Raw genomic sequence first — 19,038 nt, 5'->3', positions numbered from 1 at the left:
GCGCTGTCGGGCGGGGCCCAGGGCCCGTTCCTAATGGTCATCGGCAGAGCTAGCATTACGGTCATGGCCGACGGCACTCTCGTACTCGATCTCGCCCTCACCGTCCGGCACGACGGACACGGGGGAGTGGCCGATGACCTGGAGCACCCCGAGGGGCTGAGCCGCTGGGTGCGTGATCATGCCGAAGCCCTGGCCGAGGTGCCCGGCGCCGGTGCCGTCGTCGCGGACGCCGAGACGCTCACGGCGGTCCGGGAGCTGCGCGCGGCCGTCCGGGCGCTGTTCGCCCGCGCGGTCGCTCCGGCAGCGCCGAGCCCCGCCGACGCCCGGCGTCTGCTGCCCCCGGAGGAGGCGCTCGCCAGGATCAACGCCGCGGCGGCGGCCGTCCCCACCGTGCCCGTCCTGCGCTGGCCGCAGGACGGGGAACCGGTCGCCGTACTGCGGCCGTCCTGTGCCGTCAGCGAGGAGCGCCAGGCGCTGACCGCCGCGCTCGCCCGCGCCGCCGTGGCCTTTCTGGCCGGACCGGACGCCGAGCGGCTGCGCGCCTGCCACGCCCCGCGCTGCGTGCGTTACTTCCTCAAGGAGCACCCGCGTCAGGAGTGGTGCAAACCGTCCTGCGGGAACCGCGCCAGGGTGGCCCGTCACCACGAACGGCAGAAGTCGGCGAACCGGTAGCGGCCACCCGAGGGGCACCGTCGTCGACAGGGAGTACCGGGGGCGGCGCGGGCAGTGAATCCACCGGGTGCGGCCCCGGGTGCCCCGGCTTCGGCGGACCGCCCGGGGCACGTACCATGGCTGCATGTCCTTCCTCCGCCGCCGCAGCGCCGCCACTCCCGCGGGCCCGGATTTCGATGTCCTGGCCATGGACCCGGGTGACTGGCCCGGCAATCTCGGCGCCGGACTGCTTCCCGCTCCCGACGGCAGCTGCCAGGGCGTCTTCCTGCGGTACGACCTCTTCGGCGGCCGTGGACCCGCGATGATCATCGGCAATCTGCCGGAGGGCTCCCCGGCCCGGGAGCTCACCGACGGGCAGGTGCCCTTCGAGGTGGCGCAGCTGCTGGCGGCGCTGGAGAACGACGAGCCCATCGAGGTGCTCGACACCGAGGACACCCCGGTGATGCAGGGTGACAACCTCCTCATCGTGCGACGCCTGAAGCTCTCCGAAAGCCGCATCTCCTGCGTCCAGTTCGACCGCAGCGACAACGTCCTTGTCACGATCGCCAGTTGGGACCGGCCGATCACCGACGACCTGTACGCGCTGCTGAAGCCGCTGCCCGCCGAGATGTTCCAGCAGGGCTGACCGGCCCCGCTCCCGGTACCCGGAAGTCCGCCGGAACCGGCCGGACCCGCCTCCGTCAGAGCCTGGTTGTTCCTCTTTCTTCGCAGGTCAATGGCCATGCCAGTGGTCTGGACAACTGTTTCAACAGCCTTCTTGTGCGGCGCTCTTGACGCGCCTTCACCTCAGGTCCGAGAGTGCGCCCATACCGTTCGAGAGATCACCACGGCGCAACTCCCGGCAAGAAGGGCTGTCATGACGTCCCAGCAGAGGATCAGACTCGCGCTCGCGCTGACCGCCGCGAGCGCCTTCAGCCTCGCCCTCCTCAGCCCTGCCGCAGAGGCCCGCACGCAGGACACCCGGCCGGAGTGTCCCCGTACCCTCGACTGCGAGTGGGTCCCCGCCGCCTACCAGCAGACGGGCGATCCCGCGGACAAGGAGACGTACGGCAGCTACGACACCGCCGACCGTCCGCACACCGGGAAGATCAAGTACATCGTCCTGCACGACACCGAGGAAACCTTCGACAGGACGCTGCAGATCTTCCAGGACCCGCACAACCAGACGTCGGCCCACTACGTGGTCCGCTCCGCCGACGGTCATGTGGCGCAGATGGTCAAGGACAAGGACGTCGCCTGGCAGGCCGGTAACTGGTACATCAACCAGCAGTCCATCGGCATCGAGCAGGAGGGCATCGCCACCGAGGGCGCCAAGTGGTTCACCCCGGCGATGTACCGGTCGACGGCGCAGCTCGTGCGGTACCTCGCGGCCAAGTACGACATCCCGCTGGACCGCCAGCACATCATCGGTCACGACAACGTTCCGCCCACCAGCGCCGCGGGCGCCGCGGCCATGCACTGGGACCCCGGGACGTTCTGGGACTGGGACTACTTCATGTCCCTCGTGGGCAGACCCACCGTCCCGACCGCCGGATCCACGAGCCAACTGGTCACCGTCAGCCCGGTGTTCAAGCAGAACATCCAGTCCTTCCGCGACTGCGAGAAGAACATCGACCTCCCGGCCCAGCCCTCCAGCGCCGTGCCCCTGTACACCGAGCCCTCCACCAAGGCCCCGCTCTTCTCCGACCCCGGGCTGCACACCGACGGCTCGGCCGGCACCAACTGCATCGCCGACTGGGGAAGCAAGATCAGCGCGTCGCAGCAGGCCGTCGTGGCCGAGCGCAAGCCGGGCTGGACCGCGATCTGGTGGTACGGACAGAAGGCCTGGTTCCGGAGCCCGGAGCACACCAGGACCACCACACCGACCGGCGGCTACGTGGTCCGGCCGAAGGCGGGAAGGACCGATGTGCCGGTGTACGGCGTGGCCTACCCGGAGAAGAGCGAGTACCCGGCGGACTTCACCGCGGCGCACCTGGGCACCCCCCTGCAGTACACGATCAAGCAGGGCCAGGCGTACCCGGGCGGTGGCGAGGCCCCGACGGGCTACTACTACGCCCCGACCATCGACTCGTCCTACCCCTACGACCACACGTACTTCCCCGGCGGGACGAAGTACGTGACCGTGCAGATCGGTCACCGGGTGGCCTTCGTCAATGCGTCCGACGTCGACATCGTGCGTACGCACTGAACTGGGGTTTTGCTCCTGCGGGCGGAGGGCGCGGAACAGCGTGGTGCGCGCCCGGTGTGTCGGCACCGGGCGCGCACCACGCGTCCCCCTCGCGATCCGGCTGGATCCGGCCGCGCCCCCCGCGGCTCAGCGGGTGCCGACAGCCGCGCGCACGGCCCGCCGGGCCAGGGCGCAGTCGTCGTGCAGACGGCGCAGGAGCAGACGCTGCTCCTCGCCGTGGGACAGGAGCCCTGACTGGCTGTGGTGGCCCGCGCCGGTCGGGGCGGCCTCGCGCATGGTGCGCTGGACGGCCGTTTCGTACGTCCGGATCTCGCGGGTCAGCACCAGCATCAGATTCACCAGGAACGCGTCCCTGGACGCCGGTCCCCGGGACTGCGCCAGCTGACTGATCTGCCGCCGCGCCACCGGGGCCTCGCCGAGCACGGACCACAGCGTCGCCAGGTCGTACCCGGGCAGGTACCAGCCCGCGTGCTCCCAGTCGACCAGGACGGGACCCGTCGGCGACAGCAGGATGTTGGAGAGCAGCGCGTCACCGTGGCAGAACTCCCCGGTCCCCTGCCGCCCGCCCGAGTGCGCGAGACCGTGCAGCAGCTTCTGCAGATCCCCCAGGTCCCGGTCCGTGAAGAGACCGAGCTCGTGGTATCGGGAGATCCGTGAGGCGTAGTCGAGCGGCTGACCGAACAGCCCGCTCGGCGGTCGCCAGGCGTTGACCCGGGTGATCGCGGTCAGCACCGCCCGGATGTCCGCGCGGGGCGGAGCCTCCACCGGGTGGCGCTGAAGCCCCGCCGCCCGTCCGGCCATTCGCTCGATCACCAGCGTGCAGTTCTCGGGGTCGGCGGCGATGAGCCTCGGCACCCGGACCGGCGGACGGTGCCGGACGAAAGTGCGATACGTAGCTATTTCGTGGCGGAAGCTTTCCGACCAGGCGGGGGAGTGGTCCAGTAGACACTTGGCAACTGCGGTAGCACGCCCGGTTGTTCCGACGAGCAGTACCGAACGCCCGCTTCGGCGCAGTATCTGCACCGGGTTGAACTCCGGACAGATGCGTTGCACCGACGCGATCGCCATACGCAGCTGCGCGCCCTGGGGACCGGACAAGTCGAGTCTCCCGCTGAGCGGTTGGGTACCCGGTCCCGCTGCCCGCCGGACCCTGCCGGTGCCGAGCGCCGCTGCGGCCTGGGAAGGGTCGAGGTACGGTCCGCCACCGGCCGGGAGGGTGCGGTGCGGCCGAGGTGGGGCGGACACGGAGGACGATGCTGTGTACATGGGGATACAGATCCCTTCGTGTGCCGACGAGTTACGTGTGCTGCCCGCCCCGGCGGCCGGTACATACCCTGGGGAGTACGGTCGGCCGCCGGGTCGGGGTGGCGCGTTCCTACCTGACACCGGCGCGTGGGTGGCACACCATGTGGCGGACCCTGGCGAACCCTGGCGAATAGTCGCAACGCATCTGACAGGCGGTTACTGTCGGAACAGCCGAGAACCTGGGGGCTTGACGTGACCGGAGAACCCAACACCCGCCTGGCAGACCTGTTCGGCCTGGCCGGCTGGTCCAAGGGCGAACTCGCGAGACTCGTGAACCGGCAGGCGGCCGTGATGGGCCACCAGCAGCTGGCGACCGACACCTCGCGGGTGAGGCGCTGGATCGACATGGGTGAGAGCCCGCGTGATCCTGTACCGAAGGTGCTGGCAGCCCTGTTCACCGAGCGGCTCGGTCGTGTCGTGACCATCGAGGACCTCGGGTTCGTACGGCCTGGGCGCGCGGGGAAACGGCAGGCCGTCGGGAGCGCGGAACAGACAGCGAATCCGGACGGCCTCCCTTGGGCGCCAGAACGGACGGCAGCGGTCCTCACCGAATTCACGGGAATGGACCTCATGCTCAACCGACGCGGCTTGGTGGGCGCAGGCGCTGCGCTGACCGCAGGATCCGCACTCAGCAGCGCCATGCACGACTGGCTCCACACCGATCCGGCTCTCTCCTCCGACGCCCCACGTGTCGGCAATCCCCTGCACGCCGAGCCTGCCGGGTTCGACCGTTACGAGGCCGCCCCCATCGGGTCGCAGGAGATCGAGGCGCTGGAACACTCCGTCGAGATCTTCCGGGCCTGGGACGCCTCACGCGGCGGGGGACTCCAGCGCAAGGCGGTCGTGGGACAGCTCAACGAGGTGGGAGGCATGCTCTCCTACCGCCACCCCGACAACCTCCAGCGGCGCCTGTGGGGTGTCGCCGCCAACCTCGCCGTCCTCGCGGGCTGGATGTCCCACGACGTCGGTCTCGAACCCACGGCCCAGAAGTACTTCGTCATCGCCGCGCACGCGGCCCGCGAGGGCGGCGACCGGCCGCGCGCGGGCGAGGCCCTCTCCCGGGCCGCCCGTCAGATGGTCCACCTCGGCCGGCCGGACGACGCACTGGACCTGATGAAGCTCGCGCACGACGGTTCCGGCGAGCAGACCCTGCCGCGCACCCGCGCCATGCTGCACACCATCGAGGCCTGGGCGCAGGCTTCGATGGGCCGCGGCCAGGCCATGCGCCGCACCCTCGGCGAGGCCGAGGAACTGTTCGTGTCGGATCCGGGCGACGAGGCGCCGAGCTGGATGCAGATGTTCGACGAGGCGGATCTGCACGGCATGCAGGCCCTGGCCTTCCGTACGCTCGCCGAGCACGAACCCTCCGCCGCCACGACCGCGCAGCGCCACGCCAAGCGGGCGCTGGAGCTGCGGATCAACGGGCGCCAGCGTTCGAAGATCTTCGACTACATCTCCCTGGCCTCGGCGTGCTTCATCTCCGACGACCCGGAACAGGCCGACCGGTACGCCCGGCTCGCCCTGGTGTCGATGGGGGAGACCTCCTCGCACCGCACCTGGGACCGGCTGCGCGAGATGTACCGGCTGACCGGGCAGTACGCGAACCACCGGACCATCCAGGACCTTCGGGAGGAGATCGAACTCGCGCTGCCCAGGCAGGCGAAGCGCCCCAGGAGCGCGGAAGCGTAGCCCATGGAGCAGAGCGACCAGGAACAGCACGGGTGACCGGCCGAAGAGGCTGACCGGTCAGTGGTCGCCGACCCGGGCGACCAGCACACACGCGTCGTCCTGACGACGGTCGGTGTGGCCGCACTCCTCGATGACCAGCCGCATGCACTCCTGTGCGGTACCGGCGTCGGCGAACCGGGGCGCGAGTGCGAGCAGCCCGTCCGGGACCGGCTCGTCCGGGGCGCCGTGCGGCGTCAGTCCGGTGGTGTGCAGGACCAGCACGTCCCCGGCGTGGAGCTGCTCGACGGCCTGTCCGTACGTGGTCCCCGGCATGGCTCCGAGCAGCACGCCGCTCGGAGGTGTCAGCGCGCACCCCGCTCCCCCGCGGAACAGCAGGGGAGCGGGGTGTCCCGACTGCGACCAGACCAGGGTCCGTGCGGCCGGGTCGTACCGGCAGCAGAGGGCGCTGCCCAGTGCGGGCTGCGCGGACGTTTCCAGCAGCTGGTTGAGGTGGCCCATGAGGGGGCCGGGGTCGATGCCGGCCACGGCCAGACCGCGCAGCGCACCGAGCATCATCGCCATCCCGGAGGTGGCACTCACCCCGTGGCCGGTGAGGTCGCCCACGGTGAGCAGCGAGCGCCCGTCGGGGAGTTCCATCGCGTCGTACCAGTCGCCGCCGATCAGGGTGTGGGCGGCGGACGGCAGGTAGTGCGCCGCCAGGTCGAGCGTCGCGGGTCCGTCCTGCGGGAGCTGGACCGAGCCGCGCCAGGGCGGCAGTACGGCTTCCTGGAGCTCGACGGCGACCTGGCGTTCCGTCCGGGCGATGTGCTGCCGGCGCTGGAGGGAGTCCTCCGTCTCACGTACCGCGAGCTGGCTGCGCCGGAGGTCGCTCACGTCCCGCAGGACCGCCCACATGGAAGCGGTGCAGCCGTCGCCGTCGAGCACCGGCTCGCCCATCATGTGCAGGGTGCGGGGCGTCCCGTCGGGCCGCACGATCCGGAACTCCCCGTCGATCGGCTTTCCGTCGACGAGGCAGTCGGTGACCATCGCCATGAGCCGCGGCTGGTCCTCGGCCGTCAGTACGGAGGGGAGCTCGTCCAGTGAGAGCGGTCCGCTCTCCGGCGGGCGCCCGAAGATCTGGTACAGCTCGTCGGTCCAGCTGACCTCGTCGGTGAGGAGGTCCCAGTCGGCGCTGCCGACGCGGCTGAGCAGCGAACCGGGCGGCTGGTCGGTCACCGGGTGGGCGAAGGCGCCACTCCCGGAGATCTCGTCGGCCAGTCCGTCCATCCCGTCCGCCGGGAGGCCTTCCTTGAGCTGGCCCAGATGCGTGCCCAGATCGTCGAGATGGTGGACGGCCAGGTCGCACAGGGCCCGCTGCCAGCGGCCCTGGACGTTGTCGTCGTCCGCCACGGCGTCGCGCCGCACGGCGTCCATGTCACCGCGCAGTCGGCGGGTCCGGGTGATGAGCGCGTCGACCGCGCCCCGCTCGGGTGGCTGCGGGGCGGGACGGTCCGCGAACACATGGGACGGCATGACGTACTCCGATACGGGCGCGGCGCGGCCAGGGCTGCGGGATGGACCGTTACGACTGTTGCACAGCCCGCGACAGCCTGTAAGGGAATTGGCGACACTCGATGTGGTGGTGCTTCTGGCATATGCCCCAGGCCGACCGGAGGGGCGGGGAATTCGGGCGTGGTCCGCTGTGTTGTACGGGTGGATCCACTAATGGAAACGACAATCATTAGTGCTCAGGACTGGCTCGCACCAAGGAAGGATCTCGCATGAAGTCTCGTATTCACCCCGTCTCCCGTCCGGTCGTCTTCCGTGACCGTGCCGCGGACTCCGCATTCCTGACGCGTTCCACGGTCGATTCCGCGAAGTTCACGGAATGGGAGGACGGGAACACGTACCCCGTCGTCGACGTGGAGATCTCGTCGGAGAGTCATCCCTTCTACACCGGCAGGGCCAGGGTGCTGGACACCGCGGGCCGGGTGGAGCGCTTCGAGCGCCGCTACGGCGGGGCCGTCCGGCCGCTCCGGTGACCTCGTCCGGCAGAGTGCCGCAGCTCACATCCGGAAATGTGCCGGAAGCCGGAACGTTCCGGCACTGTTCACCGTTTATCCCTATGTGGGTACGACGGCGACGCCGTCCGTATCCGCCCCGAAACCGCCCCGGCTGGCCTCCCCCGACCAGTCGGGGCACTTCTGTCCGTGCGCCGGACGGCATCCGAGGGGTCACTGTTTTTCGGCCATGCCGGGCGCTGGATATGCCGGGGATATGGCCAGAACCACATGGTGACAATGGGCTGGGAGAGAAGATACTCGTTGACTGAGAAGGTTGAATTCTGTGCGATTCATTCCTGATCAGCCAATGAACCGCGTTCACTGCCTAGCCGCAAACTGCCCTGGGGGAGTGGCTGTGCACGACGAATTCCTGTGCCACGTCACCGCGTACGGTGTCTGCGGTGGTCGGCGTGTCGGTGTGCCACTGGGAACGTACCGGGCACCCACCCTGCCGCTGGCCCTGTGGTGGCTGCGGGACCGCGCCACCTGGATCTCGGAGCGGCTGGATCCCCGTCCGGACAGCGCCGGTCTCCCGGCGCGGGCCCTGTTCGAGCTGCCGGCGGACGCGCCCGACGTGCCAGGGGCGTTCCGTGCCTGGCGGGACGGTGCGGGACCGCAGCGAAAGGCCGCCGAAGTGCTGGCCGGCGGCGGCCTCATGCGGTTCGCGATCCACGACGACACGACGGAGTACGAACTGCTCGCCGAGTCGGTCGACGCGCTGCGGATGCAGCGCGCCGTTCCCTCACTCGCACCGTCGGTGGCCGAATCGGAAGCGGACCACCGCGGCCCCCTGGTGATGCATACGCAGGGCGGGAGCCACGGTGATTTCCGTTCCGCTCAATGGGAGGGTCTCCCCTCGGGAGCTGCCCTGCTGGCCATGCTGAGCAGCTCCACCGTGGTGTTCAGCTCTGCGGCAGGATGACCGCCCGGCCATTGATCTTTCCGGCGTGCAGCCTTTCGTAGGCGAGCGGCGCCTCGTCGATGGAGTACGTCTCCACGTGGACGTCCACCGCTCCGGCGCGTGCGAGGTCGAGCACCTCCGTGAGCTCTGAACGCGAGCCCCAGTAGGGCGCGGTGACCGAGACCTCGAAGGGGAGTGCCCCGAATCCGACGGGCAGCGTGCCGCCGCCGATCCCGACCAGCGTGACATCGGCCTCCACACCGGCCATCGCGCCGGCCATCGCCACGGTGGGCGGGACACCGACGAAGTCGAAGACCGCCTGGGCGCCGAGCCCGCCGGTCAGCGCGCGGACCGCCGCCGCGGCCTTGTCGTCCGAGAGCACCGCTTCGTGGGCGCCGACCGTCTTCGCGAGCGCGAGCTTGTCCTCGGTGACGTCCAGGGCGATGACCCGCGCGGCGGTCATCGCGCGCAGCAGCTGGATGGCCACGTGCCCGAGCCCGCCGGTGCCGATGACCACCGCGGTGGTCCCGGGCGTGAGCTTCGGCAGCGAGCGCTTGATCGCGTGGTACGGCGTCAGACCGGCATCGGTGAGCGGGACGGCCTTGACCGGGTCGAGGCCACCGAGCGGTACGAGATGGCGGGCACTGTCCACGATCATGTACTCGGCCATCGCGCCGGGAGCGCCGAGTCCGGGCGGACGGATGCCCAGCTCATCGGCGCGCAGGCAGTAATTCTCCTTGCCCTCGGCGCACTTGACGCAGTTGCCGCAGCCCCACGGACCGTAGACGGCGACCGGGTCGCCGATGGTGAGGCCGGTGACCCCGGCGCCGAGCGCGGCGACCGTGCCGGCGCCCTCGTGCCCGAGGGTGAGGGGAAGGTCGTACGGCAAGCTGTCCGCGGGCCGGCTCATCACGGCGAAGTCCGAGTGACAGACGCCCGCGGCGGTGACCTTCAGCAGCACCTGGCCAGGGCCCGGCTCCGGATCGGGGATGGTGACGACCTCGGGTGCGGCGCCGACCGTGCGGTACTGAACTGCTTTCATCGTGTGCTCCTCAACTGTGCGGCAGGCGCCGGTCCCCGTACCCGGACCCTGCGGTGAATCCGGTCAGCGTGCGGCGTAGCCGCCGTCGACGAGGTGGTAGCTGCCGTGGATGAACGAGGCGCGGTCCGACAGCAGGAACACCGTCAGTTCGGCCACTTCCTCAGCTGTTCCCAGCCGGCCCGCGGGGTGCAGCGAGATCAGCTGCTCGCGCATCGGGTTGTCGGTGTGGTGCAGCAGCGGGGTGTCGATGAAGCCCGGCCCCACGGCGTTCACACGGATGTTCTGCGCCGCGTATTCGAGGGCGGCGGTCTTGGTGAGTCCCACGACGCCGTGCTTCGCCGCGACGTAGGCGGGCGATCCCGCGAAGCCGTTGGTGCCGAGGATCGAGGCCATGTTGACGATCGCGCCACCACCGGCGGCCAGGATCGCGGGCAGCTCGTACTTCAGCGAGTAGAAGACTCCGTTGAGGTTGGTGTCGATGACGCGCTGCCAGTCGGCCACCTCGTAGGCGCCGGTGGGCACGCTGGGGCCGCCGATCCCGGCGTTGTTCACGGCCAGGTGCAGTGCGCCGAAGGTGTCGACGGCGTGCTGGACCGCGCGCTCCACCGAGGCGGGGTCGGTGACGTCGACGGTGACCGCGGTGGCGCGGGCACCCGACTTCTCCAGCTGGGCGGCGGCCTCGCGGGCACCTTCCTCGTTGTAGTCGGCCACGACGACGGCGGCGCCGCCGTCGGCGAGCCGGCGGGCTACGGCGAGGCCGATGCCGGACGCGGCGCCCGTGACCAGTGCGGTCCGGCCGGTGAACTCAGCTGTGGGGGTGGTGTTGCTCATGGTGCGTGTGTTCCTTTCGTACAGTGCGCCGCAGCGGGGTCACCCCTGCGGCAGTTCGCCGGCGAGAGCGGCGAACGCGGCATGAACGATGCCGGGAAGGGCGTCCTCGCGGGAGCTCCGGACCCAGGCCGCCTGGGCGGCCACCAGAGCACCTGCCCCGGCACCCACCAGAACGGCTGGGCGCAGATCGCGCTCGTGGTCGACACCCATACGGGCGGCGAGGATGCGGATGGAATCCGCCTGGGCCTCGACGCGGATGTGCTGGAAAGCCGCGTAGAGCGTGGGCTCACGGTCCGCGATCCGCATGAGTTCGAAGATCCGGGGCCGCCGGTGCCAGGCCGGGTGCGCGTCGTCGCTCAGCCAGTCGTCGACCGCGTTGCGGTAGGCGACCAGCGGCGGCTCATCGGCCGGCCGGGACCGCAGGGCGTCGTTGATCCGGTCGCCGTCGGCCCGTACGGAGTCCAGTACCGCGTCCTCCTTGCTGGAGAAGTAGCGGCTGAACGTCCGGCGGGTGACGTCGGCGCGGTCGGCGATGTCCTCGACGGTGACGGCCTTGAGTCCACGGTCGCACACGAGGGTGCAGGCGGCCTCCGCGAGCGCTTCCCGGGTCCGGCGGGCCTTGCGGCCGCGCCGGTCCTGGCCGGGTCCCTCATCGTTCATGTCTTCACCGTACACCTGAGAATGTCCCACTGGGACAAGTGACCCGGCGGGACATTTCCCGGATGGTTCGATGCTTTCAGCTGTGCGGTGTCAGCAGGCTCCCTGGTCCCGCCAGACGCCCGAACCGCCGGTGGCGCCGGGTTCCTCGTTCTGGGTCCACCACTGCGCCTGCCAGGTATGTCCGTTGTACGAGACCAGGTTGCCGCCCGTGTAGGCGGTGGCGCCACTCCAGGCGGCGGCGCTGCACGAGCCGCCCGGAGGGGTGGGGGAGGTCGAGACCGGTGGGGTCGTCGGCGGTGTGGTGGGGGGTGTGGCCCCGGCGAACGTCACCGCGTACTTGGCGAACTCCCACGCCGACTGCGGCACGCTGCTGCAGGTGCCGGACGTGGTGCCGTTGTCCGGCGGGCTGCACTCCCGGTCGCGGTTGAGCGACCAGAAGGTGAAGCGGTCCATGTGGTGGCTGGTGGCGTAGTCCAGGACGGTCTGGAAGTCCGCCTGCCGGAAGTACTCGCCGGTGTCGCTGCGGCCGTTCATGCCGGAGAAGCCCTCGTGGGCGTAGGCGGTATCGGCGCTCCAGCCGAAGGTCGACTGGAGGATGGCGTTGAAGTTGGTCAGGGCGCTGGTCTGGGCGGCGGCTCCGCTGAAGCCGCCGTCGAAGGGCATGATCGAGAAGTTGTTGGGCGTGAACCCCTGCGCCTTGGCCTCGTTCAGCATCTGCTTGCCGAACCAGCCGGTGCCGTCGGCCGTGCCCGCGGTGGTGACCGAGACGTAGAGGCCCGGGTTGTTCTGCTGGAGGATCTTTGCCGCGCCGATCTCGTGGGCGACGGCGGCCGTGTTCTCGTACTCCGGCTCCTCCAGGTCGAAGTCGATGGCCTTCAGCTGGTACTTGGTGATGACCTGCTGGTAGGCGGCGGCGGTCGAGGCCGCGTCGGAGCAGGCCTGGCCGAGTTTGGTGCCGCCGTAGCCGCCGATGGAGACGGACACGTCACCGCCCTTGGCCCGGATCGCGCTGATGACGGAGCCCACCGCCGTGTCCGAGGAGACGGGCGAAGTGCCGCCCCAAGTGGGGCTGCAGCCGCCGCCGTTGGGGGCCAGGACGAAGGCGAGCTGGAACGCCTTCAGGCCGGTCGCGTCCATGATCGCGCCTGCGTCCGGCGGGTTGTTGTCCGTGGGCATGAGGTAGGGCGCGGCGGCGTACCACCGGTTGCTGAGCGCGGTGGTCCCGGTGGTGGCGCCGGAAGCCTGGGCGGTGGTGAGCGCGGTCAGGCCGGCGGCGGCCAGTGCGGCGGTCGCCACTCCGCAGAGCAGGGCACGGATGCGTTTCATTCGACGGTCTCCTGAGTGAGGGAGGGGCCGCCAGAATCGAGTGCTGTCGGGTGCGCGTCAACGACTTGGACTAGACCATTGCCAATCCTTGGAGGTCGAACCGGAGGGGATCGGGTCGAACCGGAACGGGCCGAACCGGAACGGGCCGGGCGACGGGGTGCCCCGTGGTCCGCGCCCCTCGTGGAGGCGCGGACCGGTGGTCAGCCGCGTGGCAGGGCCGACGACTGGACCTGGGGGAGCAGGGTCCAGTCGTTGGAGACGATGCTCGCGTGGGCCTTGGCGAGCTGCGCCACGCGGGCCCGCGCGTCGGCCTCGGCCGGGTTCTTGTCGTCCAGTGCGGGTGCGACGTTCTGTGCGTCGGTCATCATCAGCAGGTAGTGATGCGTGTCGTACCAGGCGGTGTCGATGGAGCCGTAGGAGGCGGCGTCACCGTCGAAGAGGACGAACCAGGGACGGAGCGAGGCGTCCGTGTACCGCGACCGGGGGTCCCCGGCCTGGGCGTTGTGGACCGCGGGGAAGACCTGCGCCTGGGCGGTCCGCCCGGCGGCGTGCAGGTCGCGCAGGTACCCCGCGTACTCGCGGTCCGTCCACAGCGAGTCGGTGGGGTTGTTCTCCTCGACCGTGCCGGGAATGACCTCCAGGATCACCTTGCCCGCGAGCTGTGCGCGCGTGGGCCAGTTGCCCGCGGTGGCCGCTTCGTCCAGGGTGGCGTACTCCCCGCCGTCCGGCTTGGCGAGCAGATCTGCCGGGCGGAAGACGGCGGAGCCGAGGTGGGCGCTGATGGCCTGGTCCAACTGGGCAGGCCCGAGGCCGAGGTTGTTCTGGAAACCCGCCTTCATCTCCAGCTTGATCATCAGCGGCGCGTGCCCGGGGTGGGCCGCCAGCCAGACCCGCACATCGTCCAGGCAGCTCTCCAGGTCCTTGTTCGCGCCACCGCTGTAGAGCTGGTCGGGCGTGGTGGCGTTCACGCAGTTGTTGCTGTTGCCCAGCGGGTTGGAGTGGCTGACTTTCCACTCCTTGGTGACGATGTCGTCCCAGACGTCCAGTTCGATCATCGAGGTGCCGGTGTCCAGGGCCTGGGCGAGATAGGGGAAGGTGGCGGGATCGTAGGTGTTGTGAAGGCCCGACCCGGTGGCGCCGGAGAGCGGCAGCGAATCGGAACCGGCCGCGGCGGCGTTGCCGGTACCGCCCGCCGCGGTGAGCGCGAGGCCCGCGGCGGTGATGCCGAGCAGTGCGGCGCGCAGGCGGAGCGGAAGGCGTCTGAACCGTTGACCTGACATATGTCCTCCTATGGGGATGACTCTCCGCCGGACCCTCGCAGCCTGCGATGAATCGACGGAGACATGTCAAGCAACATAAACGGGAATGCTTCTGTCAGGACCGGAAACCGGCTGAAGTGGGATTTCCCGAAAGGGGTTTAACCGGTGGGAAGTTCGTCACCGCACCGGCTGCAGAAGCGCGCCTCGGACTCCCCGGTCAGCCGGCCGCAGCCGGGACAGACCCGGTGGAGCAGACACGGTGCCTCGCCGCCCGCACGTTCCCCTGCGGGCGACGCGATGGAGAGACCGGCGCGTCGGCGGTGCACGGTGAGGTAGACGAGCCCCCCGGGGCCGGCGGTCAGGGCGCGCCGGACGCCACGCGGCAGCCAGGCGAGTGTCCCGGGCCGCAACTCCTGCTGCCCTTCTGCCGTTTCCAGCTGTCCGTCGCCGTCGAGCACACACAGCAGTACGTCCAGATCGGGCTCGACATGTCCGGCGACCCCGGTGCCCGGCGCGAGGCGGATCGTATTGGAGTCCAGCTGGCGCGCCGGGTCGGTGAGCCGCCACAACGCACCGCGCTGCCCGTCGGCCGCGTCGCGGACGAGGCGGGCCGTATCGGCGACGACACCGGGGGCGAAGGGCGAGGACAACGTTTCCTCCTGCGGACGGGCTGCGGGCTGACATGGGATGTTAACGCCCGCCCGCACGCGGCAGCCCAAGCTTCCGTAACCCGGCAATCCCGTACGCCCGCACTCGGGAACCGTGCCCGACCGCCCGGATGTTCAGCCGCGCACGCCCAGTTGGACGGACACCCCGGTGCGCCCGTCCAACTGGTGCGTGGTGTCCTGGTGCAGCAGGCCGATGAGGCGGTCCGCCTCGGCACGCGTCAGATGGAGCAGCATCGCGTCCTCGGGACGTGCGGGGCCCGGCGGTGCGATCACCATCCTCGCGGTGCTGGCACCGGCCGAGTCGGTGGTGAAGGAAGGCGGAAAGGCCTGGCGCCAGTTGATCAGCGCATCCCTGAGCCGGCCGTGCGGAGAGCTCAGGTCGCGCGCGACCCAGCCCGTCGTCACCTGAGCGAGATGATCGAGTTTCTGGGAATTCGTCACTGCTCGATTCTCACCGCACGGTCCGCCGGACGCTCGCTGGGAGCGCGCGAAGAGTGACGGGTTCCGGCAGCACCTCACCCGGTGCCGGGACCCGTCACTCCTCGCCCTTCCGGTGGCCGGACCGGCCGCGCGGGTCAGCGCCGCGGGGGACGCCCGGCCACGCCGATCTCCTCGCCCGGTGGCACCGGCCCCGGCGGGGTGCCGTCCCCGAACGGGCGGCCACCCAGCTGCTCCCGGTGGTGCGGGGTCAGCCAGCCCGACAGGTCCGGGCCGACCGGCACGATGCCGGTCGGGTTGATGCCCTTGTGCACCTCGTAGTAGTGCCGCTTGATGTGGTCGAAGTCGACGGTGTCGCCGAAGCCGGGCGTCTGGTAGAGATCCCTCGCATACGCCCAGAGGACCGGGTCCTCGGTCAGTTTCGACCGGTTGCACTTGAAGTGGCCGTGGTACACCGCGTCGAACCGCACCAGCGTGGTGAACAGCCGGATGTCCGCCTCGGTGAGCGTGTCACCCACCAGGTAGCGACGGTCGGCCAGCCTCTCGGAGGTCAGGTCCAGCCGCCGGAACACGGCACGGTAGGCGTCCTCGTACTCGCTCTGCCCGGCCGCGAAACCCGCCCGGTACACCCCGTTGTTGACATCGCGGTAGATGCCCTCGACGACCTCGTCGATCTCACCGCGCAGCCGCTCCGGGTAGAGGTCGGGCGCGCCGGGCCGGTGCAGCGCCGTCCACTCGGTGGCGAGGTCCAGCGTGATCTGCTGGAAGTCGTTGGTGACCAGCTTCCCGCTGGGTACGTCCACGATCGCGGGCACACTCACCCCGCCCGGGTAGTCCGCCTCCCGCGCGTCGTAGGCCTCGCTGAGGAAGCGGATGCCGAGCACGGGGTCCCGGTCGTCCGGGTCCAGGGTGAAGCGCCAGCTCCGGTCGTCCTGGATCGGGTCGGTGACGCCGAGGGAGAGCGCGTCCTCCAGGCCGAGCAGCCGCCGTGAGACGAGAGCACGGCTCGCCCACGGACAGGCCAGGCTGACGACCAGCCGGTAGCGGCCCGCCTCGACCGGCCAGCCGTCCCGTCCGTCCGCCGTGATGCGGTCCGCGAAGTGGCTCCTGGACCGCTTGAACGGCTTCTTCCCGTATCCGCTGTTACCGTCCTCGCCGCTGTCGGTGGGGTGGTTCATCACCGTGCTCCTTCCCGTTGGCTGAAGCACAGTGTGCCGTCCGGCGCGCCCCGGGCAGGGGCCTTCCGTCATGTGCGCCGGACGGCGTGGCGCCGCCAGGACGCGCCGGCGGTCGCTGCGGTGACCGCGCCGGACCTCCCGGACGGGGAGGCCGCCCCGCGGTGACCCGGCTGCCGGACGTCTGCTGGATGGTCTGTGCGGGCATCCCCCGGCCGGTCGTGACCGGACTGTCTACGATGATGCGCGAGCGGGAGCCGACTGCGGCCGTGCGCCGGGCAGTTGCGGTCGAGGAGTACGGGCTGCGGCTCCGGCCGGGCGCGGGGGACGGCGAGGACGGACGGCGGCGTACGCCGGAACCGCCGTCATGGATCGAGGGGGAACAGAATTGACCGGACACCGTGCGGATGCGCTCACGAGGGTCGTCGCCGCTCTCGGGGCGGCCGGGGTGGCGGAGGACCGGACGGTACGCTGCGAGCCGCTCGCCGGCGGCACGTACAACACCGTCTTCCGCGTCACGCTCGACGACAGCCGTGACTGGGTGGTGAAGATACCGCCCGCCGGGTCGGCCGGGCTCAGCTACGAGCGGGATCTGCTGAAGGGTGAGATCGCCTTCTACACCGCGGCGGCCGGACTGGACCCGGCGGTCCCCGAGGTCGTGCACAGCGAACCCGATCCGGAGGCCGCCGCGGGCCGGTACGTGATCATGACCGCGCGCCCCGGCGCCCCCTGGCACGAGTGCGACGCCGGGATGCCGGACGGAGAACGCAGCCGCCTCCGGCGCCGGCTGGGACGGCTGACCGGGCGTCTCCACACGGTCACCGGGCCCGGTTACGGATATCCCGCCGAGCCCCTGGGTCCGTTGGCGGCCACCTGGCGCGAGGCCTTCACCTCGATGACGGACGCGCTGCTCGCCGACGCGGAGCGGTACGGGGCCCGGCTGCCGCGTCCGGTGCCGGAGATCCGCCGGGTCCTCGCGGGCGCGTCGGACGTACTCGACGACGTCACCCGGCCCGCCCTGGTCCATTTCGATCTCTGGCAGGGCAATCTGCTGCTCGAAGGGGCGGCGGGGGAGCGGAGCCTCAGCGGTGTCATCGACGGCGAGCGGATGTTCTGGGGCGATCCGGTCGCCGATTTCGTCTCTCCGGCGCTCTTCGGGAACATCGAGGACGACAAGGACTTCCTGGCCGGGTACGCGGAGTCCGGCGGCCCCGTGCACTTCGGCGTCTCGGTACGCACCCGGCTGGCGCTCTACCGCTGCTACCTCTACCTGATCATGCTCGTGGAGGTGGTGCCGCGGGAGGCCGGGCCGCAGGAGCGGGAGTGGAGCCGGGATCACGTGGGACCACAGCTCGTTCTGGCACTGACGGAGCTGGAGTCCGCCTCGCACCGCCCGGTGTGAGCATCTCGCACGGCCTGGCATGAGCACTCGTGAGCAGGTCGGACGGCCCGGTGCACGTCGCGCGCCGCCGGATTCCGCCCGCGGTGCGCGACGTCACCCCCGTCATCCCGTCATCCCGTCGGCCCGGCGAGGCCGGAGCGGTGCCGGACCCCGTCAGCTCGTCGGGGCCGGAGCCGCGCCGAACCCCTCGATCACCGGGTGCCAGGTCGGCTGCAGCCGAGGCAGCGTGGAGCCGACCGCCCAGGCGCTGGGGCCGCCCGGCCGGGCGTGCGGGACGGTGGTCACGCCGAAGAGTGAGGCTCCCTTGCCGCCCGGTCCGGTGGCGGCGGGCACGATGCGCCAGGCCCGGCCGTTCCAGCGCATGGTGAACGCCGGTGTGTCCACGCCCTGTTGTTCACCGACGGCCCACAGCCCACCGCGGCTGTCCGCGGACACCGCGTGCAGATTCGCGTCGGCCTTCGGCACGGCGACGGGCGTCCAGCTGCGTCCGTCCCAGTGCAGGGAGAGCGGGTGCGAGGTCCCGTCGGCCGGACCGCCGCCGCCGACCGCCCAGACGTCGTCCGGTGCCACAGCGGTGACCGCGGTCAGCGACTCGCCCTGCCCCGCGGTGTGCGGGGCGTCGACGATCCGCCAGGACCGGCCGTTCCAGTGCTCGGTCAGCGGGCGTCCGGCCCCCTGGGCGTCGTACGCCACCCCGACCGCCCACACCCCGCCCGCCCCGTCGGCGGTCGCACCCTGGAGCATGGCGTCGCCGCCGGTGCCGGGGGTGGGGACGGACGTCCAGCTGTGGCCGTCCCAGTGGTAGGCCAGCGGGCGCGGCGTGCCGACCCGGTCCTCCGCGGTGACCCCGACCGCCCAGACGTCGTCGGCCCGTACGGCGGCGAGCGCCGACGGATACGCCGACCTGTCGGCGGGCTCCTGCGGCAGCGGGACCGAGCGCCAGACCCGGCCGTCGAAGTGTTCGGCGAGCGAGCGGTCCTGGGCGGCGGGGGCGTCGTTCCAGGTCCCGACGGCCCAGACGTCGCGGCCCGAGAGCGGCAGCACGGCGTCCAGCTGACCGGCACCGGAGTGGCCGGTCACGGACGTCGCCCGCCAGGCCCGCCCGTCGAAACGCTCGGCGACGGGGACGTCCACCCCCGCGGTGTTCTCCCGATAGCCCACGGCCCACGCGTCCGCCGGGCCCCGGGCCGCCACCCCGCGCAGCTCCTCGTCGCGCTGCGGTCCCGCGGGACTCCAGGTGTGCCAGGCCTCGCGGGGGACGCCGTCGTCCGCCAGCGCCGGGGCCGTCGCCGCCACCGTGGCGGCCAGCGCCGCGAGGGCGAGCCTCCCGCCGCGTCGCATCCCTCTCCAGTGCATCAGTGACTCCCTCTCCCGTGGACTGTCTCCCGGGCGCCGCCCGGACTGTCGGCGTGCCAACGGCGCCGGACGGGCGGAGGGTAC

General features: G+C 71.0%; 18 protein-coding genes and 1 pseudogene. 8 read left to right on the top strand and 11 right to left on the bottom strand.

Going from position 1 to position 19,038, the window contains the following annotated elements:
- Nucleotides 1-63 precede the first annotated feature (63 nt).
- The 3 genes from NBY69_RS10375 (at nt 64) to NBY69_RS10365 (ending at nt 2,860) form a co-directional block, all read left to right on the top strand.
- Nucleotides 64-672 carry an ABATE domain-containing protein gene (locus NBY69_RS10375; RefSeq protein ID WP_250300235.1) on the top strand — a complete coding sequence of 203 codons (609 nt, stop codon included), beginning with the start codon at nt 64-66 and terminating at the stop codon, nt 670-672.
- 124 nt (nt 673-796) lie between these two features.
- Entirely contained in the window at nt 797-1,297 is a 501-nt protein-coding gene (locus NBY69_RS10370; protein WP_250300233.1) for a hypothetical protein, read from the top strand.
- A gap of 231 nt (nt 1,298-1,528) precedes the next feature.
- Complete coding sequence (locus NBY69_RS10365) at nt 1,529-2,860, top strand: N-acetylmuramoyl-L-alanine amidase (RefSeq protein WP_250300232.1); 1,332 nt, start codon at nt 1,529-1,531, stop codon at nt 2,858-2,860.
- Nucleotides 2,861-2,986: 126 nt separating this feature from the next.
- On the opposite strand, the gene NBY69_RS10360 is transcribed toward NBY69_RS10365, so the two are convergent.
- Nucleotides 2,987-4,126 (bottom strand): aminoglycoside phosphotransferase family protein, encoded by a 1,140-nt coding sequence (locus NBY69_RS10360; protein ID WP_250300231.1) that lies wholly within the window; start codon nt 4,124-4,126, stop codon nt 2,987-2,989.
- Nucleotides 4,127-4,357: 231 nt separating this feature from the next.
- On the opposite strand from NBY69_RS10360, the gene NBY69_RS10355 reads away from it, so the two are divergent.
- Entirely contained in the window at nt 4,358-5,854 is a 1,497-nt protein-coding gene (locus tag NBY69_RS10355; RefSeq protein ID WP_250300229.1) for a hypothetical protein, read from the top strand.
- 57 nt (nt 5,855-5,911) lie between these two features.
- Here the strand turns inward: NBY69_RS10355 and NBY69_RS10350 are convergent, their stop codons facing one another.
- Complete coding sequence (locus tag NBY69_RS10350; RefSeq protein WP_250300226.1) at nt 5,912-7,366, bottom strand: PP2C family protein-serine/threonine phosphatase; 1,455 nt, start codon at nt 7,364-7,366, stop codon at nt 5,912-5,914.
- Between the two features lie 248 nt (nt 7,367-7,614).
- On the opposite strand from NBY69_RS10350, the gene NBY69_RS10345 reads away from it, so the two are divergent.
- Nucleotides 7,615-7,875 (top strand): type B 50S ribosomal protein L31, encoded by a 261-nt coding sequence (locus NBY69_RS10345; protein ID WP_250300224.1) that lies wholly within the window; start codon nt 7,615-7,617, stop codon nt 7,873-7,875.
- A gap of 376 nt (nt 7,876-8,251) precedes the next feature.
- Nucleotides 8,252-8,659, top strand: a pseudogene (locus NBY69_RS10340) (hypothetical protein); the annotation flags it as partial.
- Between the two features lie 139 nt (nt 8,660-8,798).
- Here the strand turns inward: NBY69_RS10340 and NBY69_RS10335 are convergent.
- From NBY69_RS10335 to NBY69_RS10300, 8 genes are all read right to left on the bottom strand, one after another.
- A complete protein-coding gene (locus NBY69_RS10335) occupies nt 8,799-9,839 on the bottom strand; it encodes an NAD(P)-dependent alcohol dehydrogenase (protein WP_250300223.1) in 1,041 nt (346 codons plus the stop codon).
- A 63-nt stretch (nt 9,840-9,902) separates the two neighbouring features.
- Nucleotides 9,903-10,670 carry an SDR family NAD(P)-dependent oxidoreductase gene (locus NBY69_RS10330; RefSeq protein WP_250300221.1) on the bottom strand — a complete coding sequence of 256 codons (768 nt, stop codon included), beginning with the start codon at nt 10,668-10,670 and terminating at the stop codon, nt 9,903-9,905.
- 39 nt (nt 10,671-10,709) lie between these two features.
- Nucleotides 10,710-11,330: a TetR/AcrR family transcriptional regulator gene (locus tag NBY69_RS10325; protein ID WP_250300219.1), complete on the bottom strand. Its 621-nt coding sequence runs from the start codon at nt 11,328-11,330 to the stop codon at nt 10,710-10,712.
- 90 nt (nt 11,331-11,420) lie between these two features.
- A complete protein-coding gene (locus tag NBY69_RS10320) occupies nt 11,421-12,656 on the bottom strand; it encodes a chitinase (protein WP_250300217.1) in 1,236 nt (411 codons plus the stop codon).
- 200 nt (nt 12,657-12,856) lie between these two features.
- Nucleotides 12,857-13,936: a phosphatidylinositol-specific phospholipase C domain-containing protein gene (locus tag NBY69_RS10315; protein WP_250300215.1), complete on the bottom strand. Its 1,080-nt coding sequence runs from the start codon at nt 13,934-13,936 to the stop codon at nt 12,857-12,859.
- 137 nt (nt 13,937-14,073) lie between these two features.
- Nucleotides 14,074-14,565, bottom strand: coding sequence for a hypothetical protein (locus NBY69_RS10310; protein WP_250300212.1), 492 nt, complete (start codon nt 14,563-14,565; stop codon nt 14,074-14,076).
- A gap of 132 nt (nt 14,566-14,697) precedes the next feature.
- Nucleotides 14,698-15,024, bottom strand: a complete 327-nt coding sequence (locus tag NBY69_RS10305; RefSeq protein ID WP_250300211.1) for a hypothetical protein — start codon at nt 15,022-15,024, stop codon at nt 14,698-14,700.
- A gap of 134 nt (nt 15,025-15,158) precedes the next feature.
- Nucleotides 15,159-16,199 carry a glutathione S-transferase family protein gene (locus NBY69_RS10300; RefSeq protein WP_250300208.1) on the bottom strand — a complete coding sequence of 347 codons (1,041 nt, stop codon included), beginning with the start codon at nt 16,197-16,199 and terminating at the stop codon, nt 15,159-15,161.
- A gap of 161 nt (nt 16,200-16,360) precedes the next feature.
- On the opposite strand from NBY69_RS10300, the gene NBY69_RS10295 reads away from it, so the two are divergent.
- Nucleotides 16,361-16,588: a hypothetical protein gene (locus tag NBY69_RS10295; protein ID WP_250300207.1), complete on the top strand. Its 228-nt coding sequence runs from the start codon at nt 16,361-16,363 to the stop codon at nt 16,586-16,588.
- A complete protein-coding gene (locus NBY69_RS10290; protein ID WP_374211254.1) occupies nt 16,585-17,598 on the top strand; it encodes a phosphotransferase family protein in 1,014 nt (337 codons plus the stop codon). Before NBY69_RS10295 ends, NBY69_RS10290 begins: the two co-directional genes overlap by 4 nt.
- A 153-nt stretch (nt 17,599-17,751) precedes the next feature.
- Here NBY69_RS10290 and NBY69_RS10285 read toward each other — a convergent pair whose 3' ends face one another.
- A complete protein-coding gene (locus tag NBY69_RS10285; RefSeq protein WP_250300204.1) occupies nt 17,752-18,954 on the bottom strand; it encodes a hypothetical protein in 1,203 nt (400 codons plus the stop codon).
- Nucleotides 18,955-19,038 lie beyond the last annotated feature (84 nt).

The sequence above is a fragment of the Streptomyces sp. A 4/2 genome (genome assembly GCF_940670765.1).
Lineage (GTDB): Bacteria > Actinomycetota > Actinomycetes > Streptomycetales > Streptomycetaceae > Streptomyces.
This window is presented reverse-complemented; position numbering and strand designations above follow the sequence as displayed.

Coding starts and splice junctions, on each gene's coding strand:
- NBY69_RS10375 (WP_250300235.1), top strand. CDS start 64: ATGGCCGACGGCACTCTCGTACTCGATCTCGCCCTCACCGTCCGGCAC.
- NBY69_RS10370 (WP_250300233.1), top strand. CDS start 797: ATGTCCTTCCTCCGCCGCCGCAGCGCCGCCACTCCCGCGGGCCCGGAT.
- NBY69_RS10365 (WP_250300232.1), top strand. CDS start 1,529: ATGACGTCCCAGCAGAGGATCAGACTCGCGCTCGCGCTGACCGCCGCG.
- NBY69_RS10360 (WP_250300231.1), bottom strand. CDS start 4,126: ATGTACACAGCATCGTCCTCCGTGTCCGCCCCACCTCGGCCGCACCGC.
- NBY69_RS10350 (WP_250300226.1), bottom strand. CDS start 7,366: ATGCCGTCCCATGTGTTCGCGGACCGTCCCGCCCCGCAGCCACCCGAG.
- NBY69_RS10345 (WP_250300224.1), top strand. CDS start 7,615: ATGAAGTCTCGTATTCACCCCGTCTCCCGTCCGGTCGTCTTCCGTGAC.
- NBY69_RS10335 (WP_250300223.1), bottom strand. CDS start 9,839: ATGAAAGCAGTTCAGTACCGCACGGTCGGCGCCGCACCCGAGGTCGTC.
- NBY69_RS10330 (WP_250300221.1), bottom strand. CDS start 10,670: ATGAGCAACACCACCCCCACAGCTGAGTTCACCGGCCGGACCGCACTG.
- NBY69_RS10325 (WP_250300219.1), bottom strand. CDS start 11,330: ATGAACGATGAGGGACCCGGCCAGGACCGGCGCGGCCGCAAGGCCCGC.
- NBY69_RS10320 (WP_250300217.1), bottom strand. CDS start 12,656: ATGAAACGCATCCGTGCCCTGCTCTGCGGAGTGGCGACCGCCGCACTG.
- NBY69_RS10315 (WP_250300215.1), bottom strand. CDS start 13,936: ATGTCAGGTCAACGGTTCAGACGCCTTCCGCTCCGCCTGCGCGCCGCA.
- NBY69_RS10300 (WP_250300208.1), bottom strand. CDS start 16,199: ATGAACCACCCCACCGACAGCGGCGAGGACGGTAACAGCGGATACGGG.
- NBY69_RS10285 (WP_250300204.1), bottom strand. CDS start 18,954: ATGCACTGGAGAGGGATGCGACGCGGCGGGAGGCTCGCCCTCGCGGCG.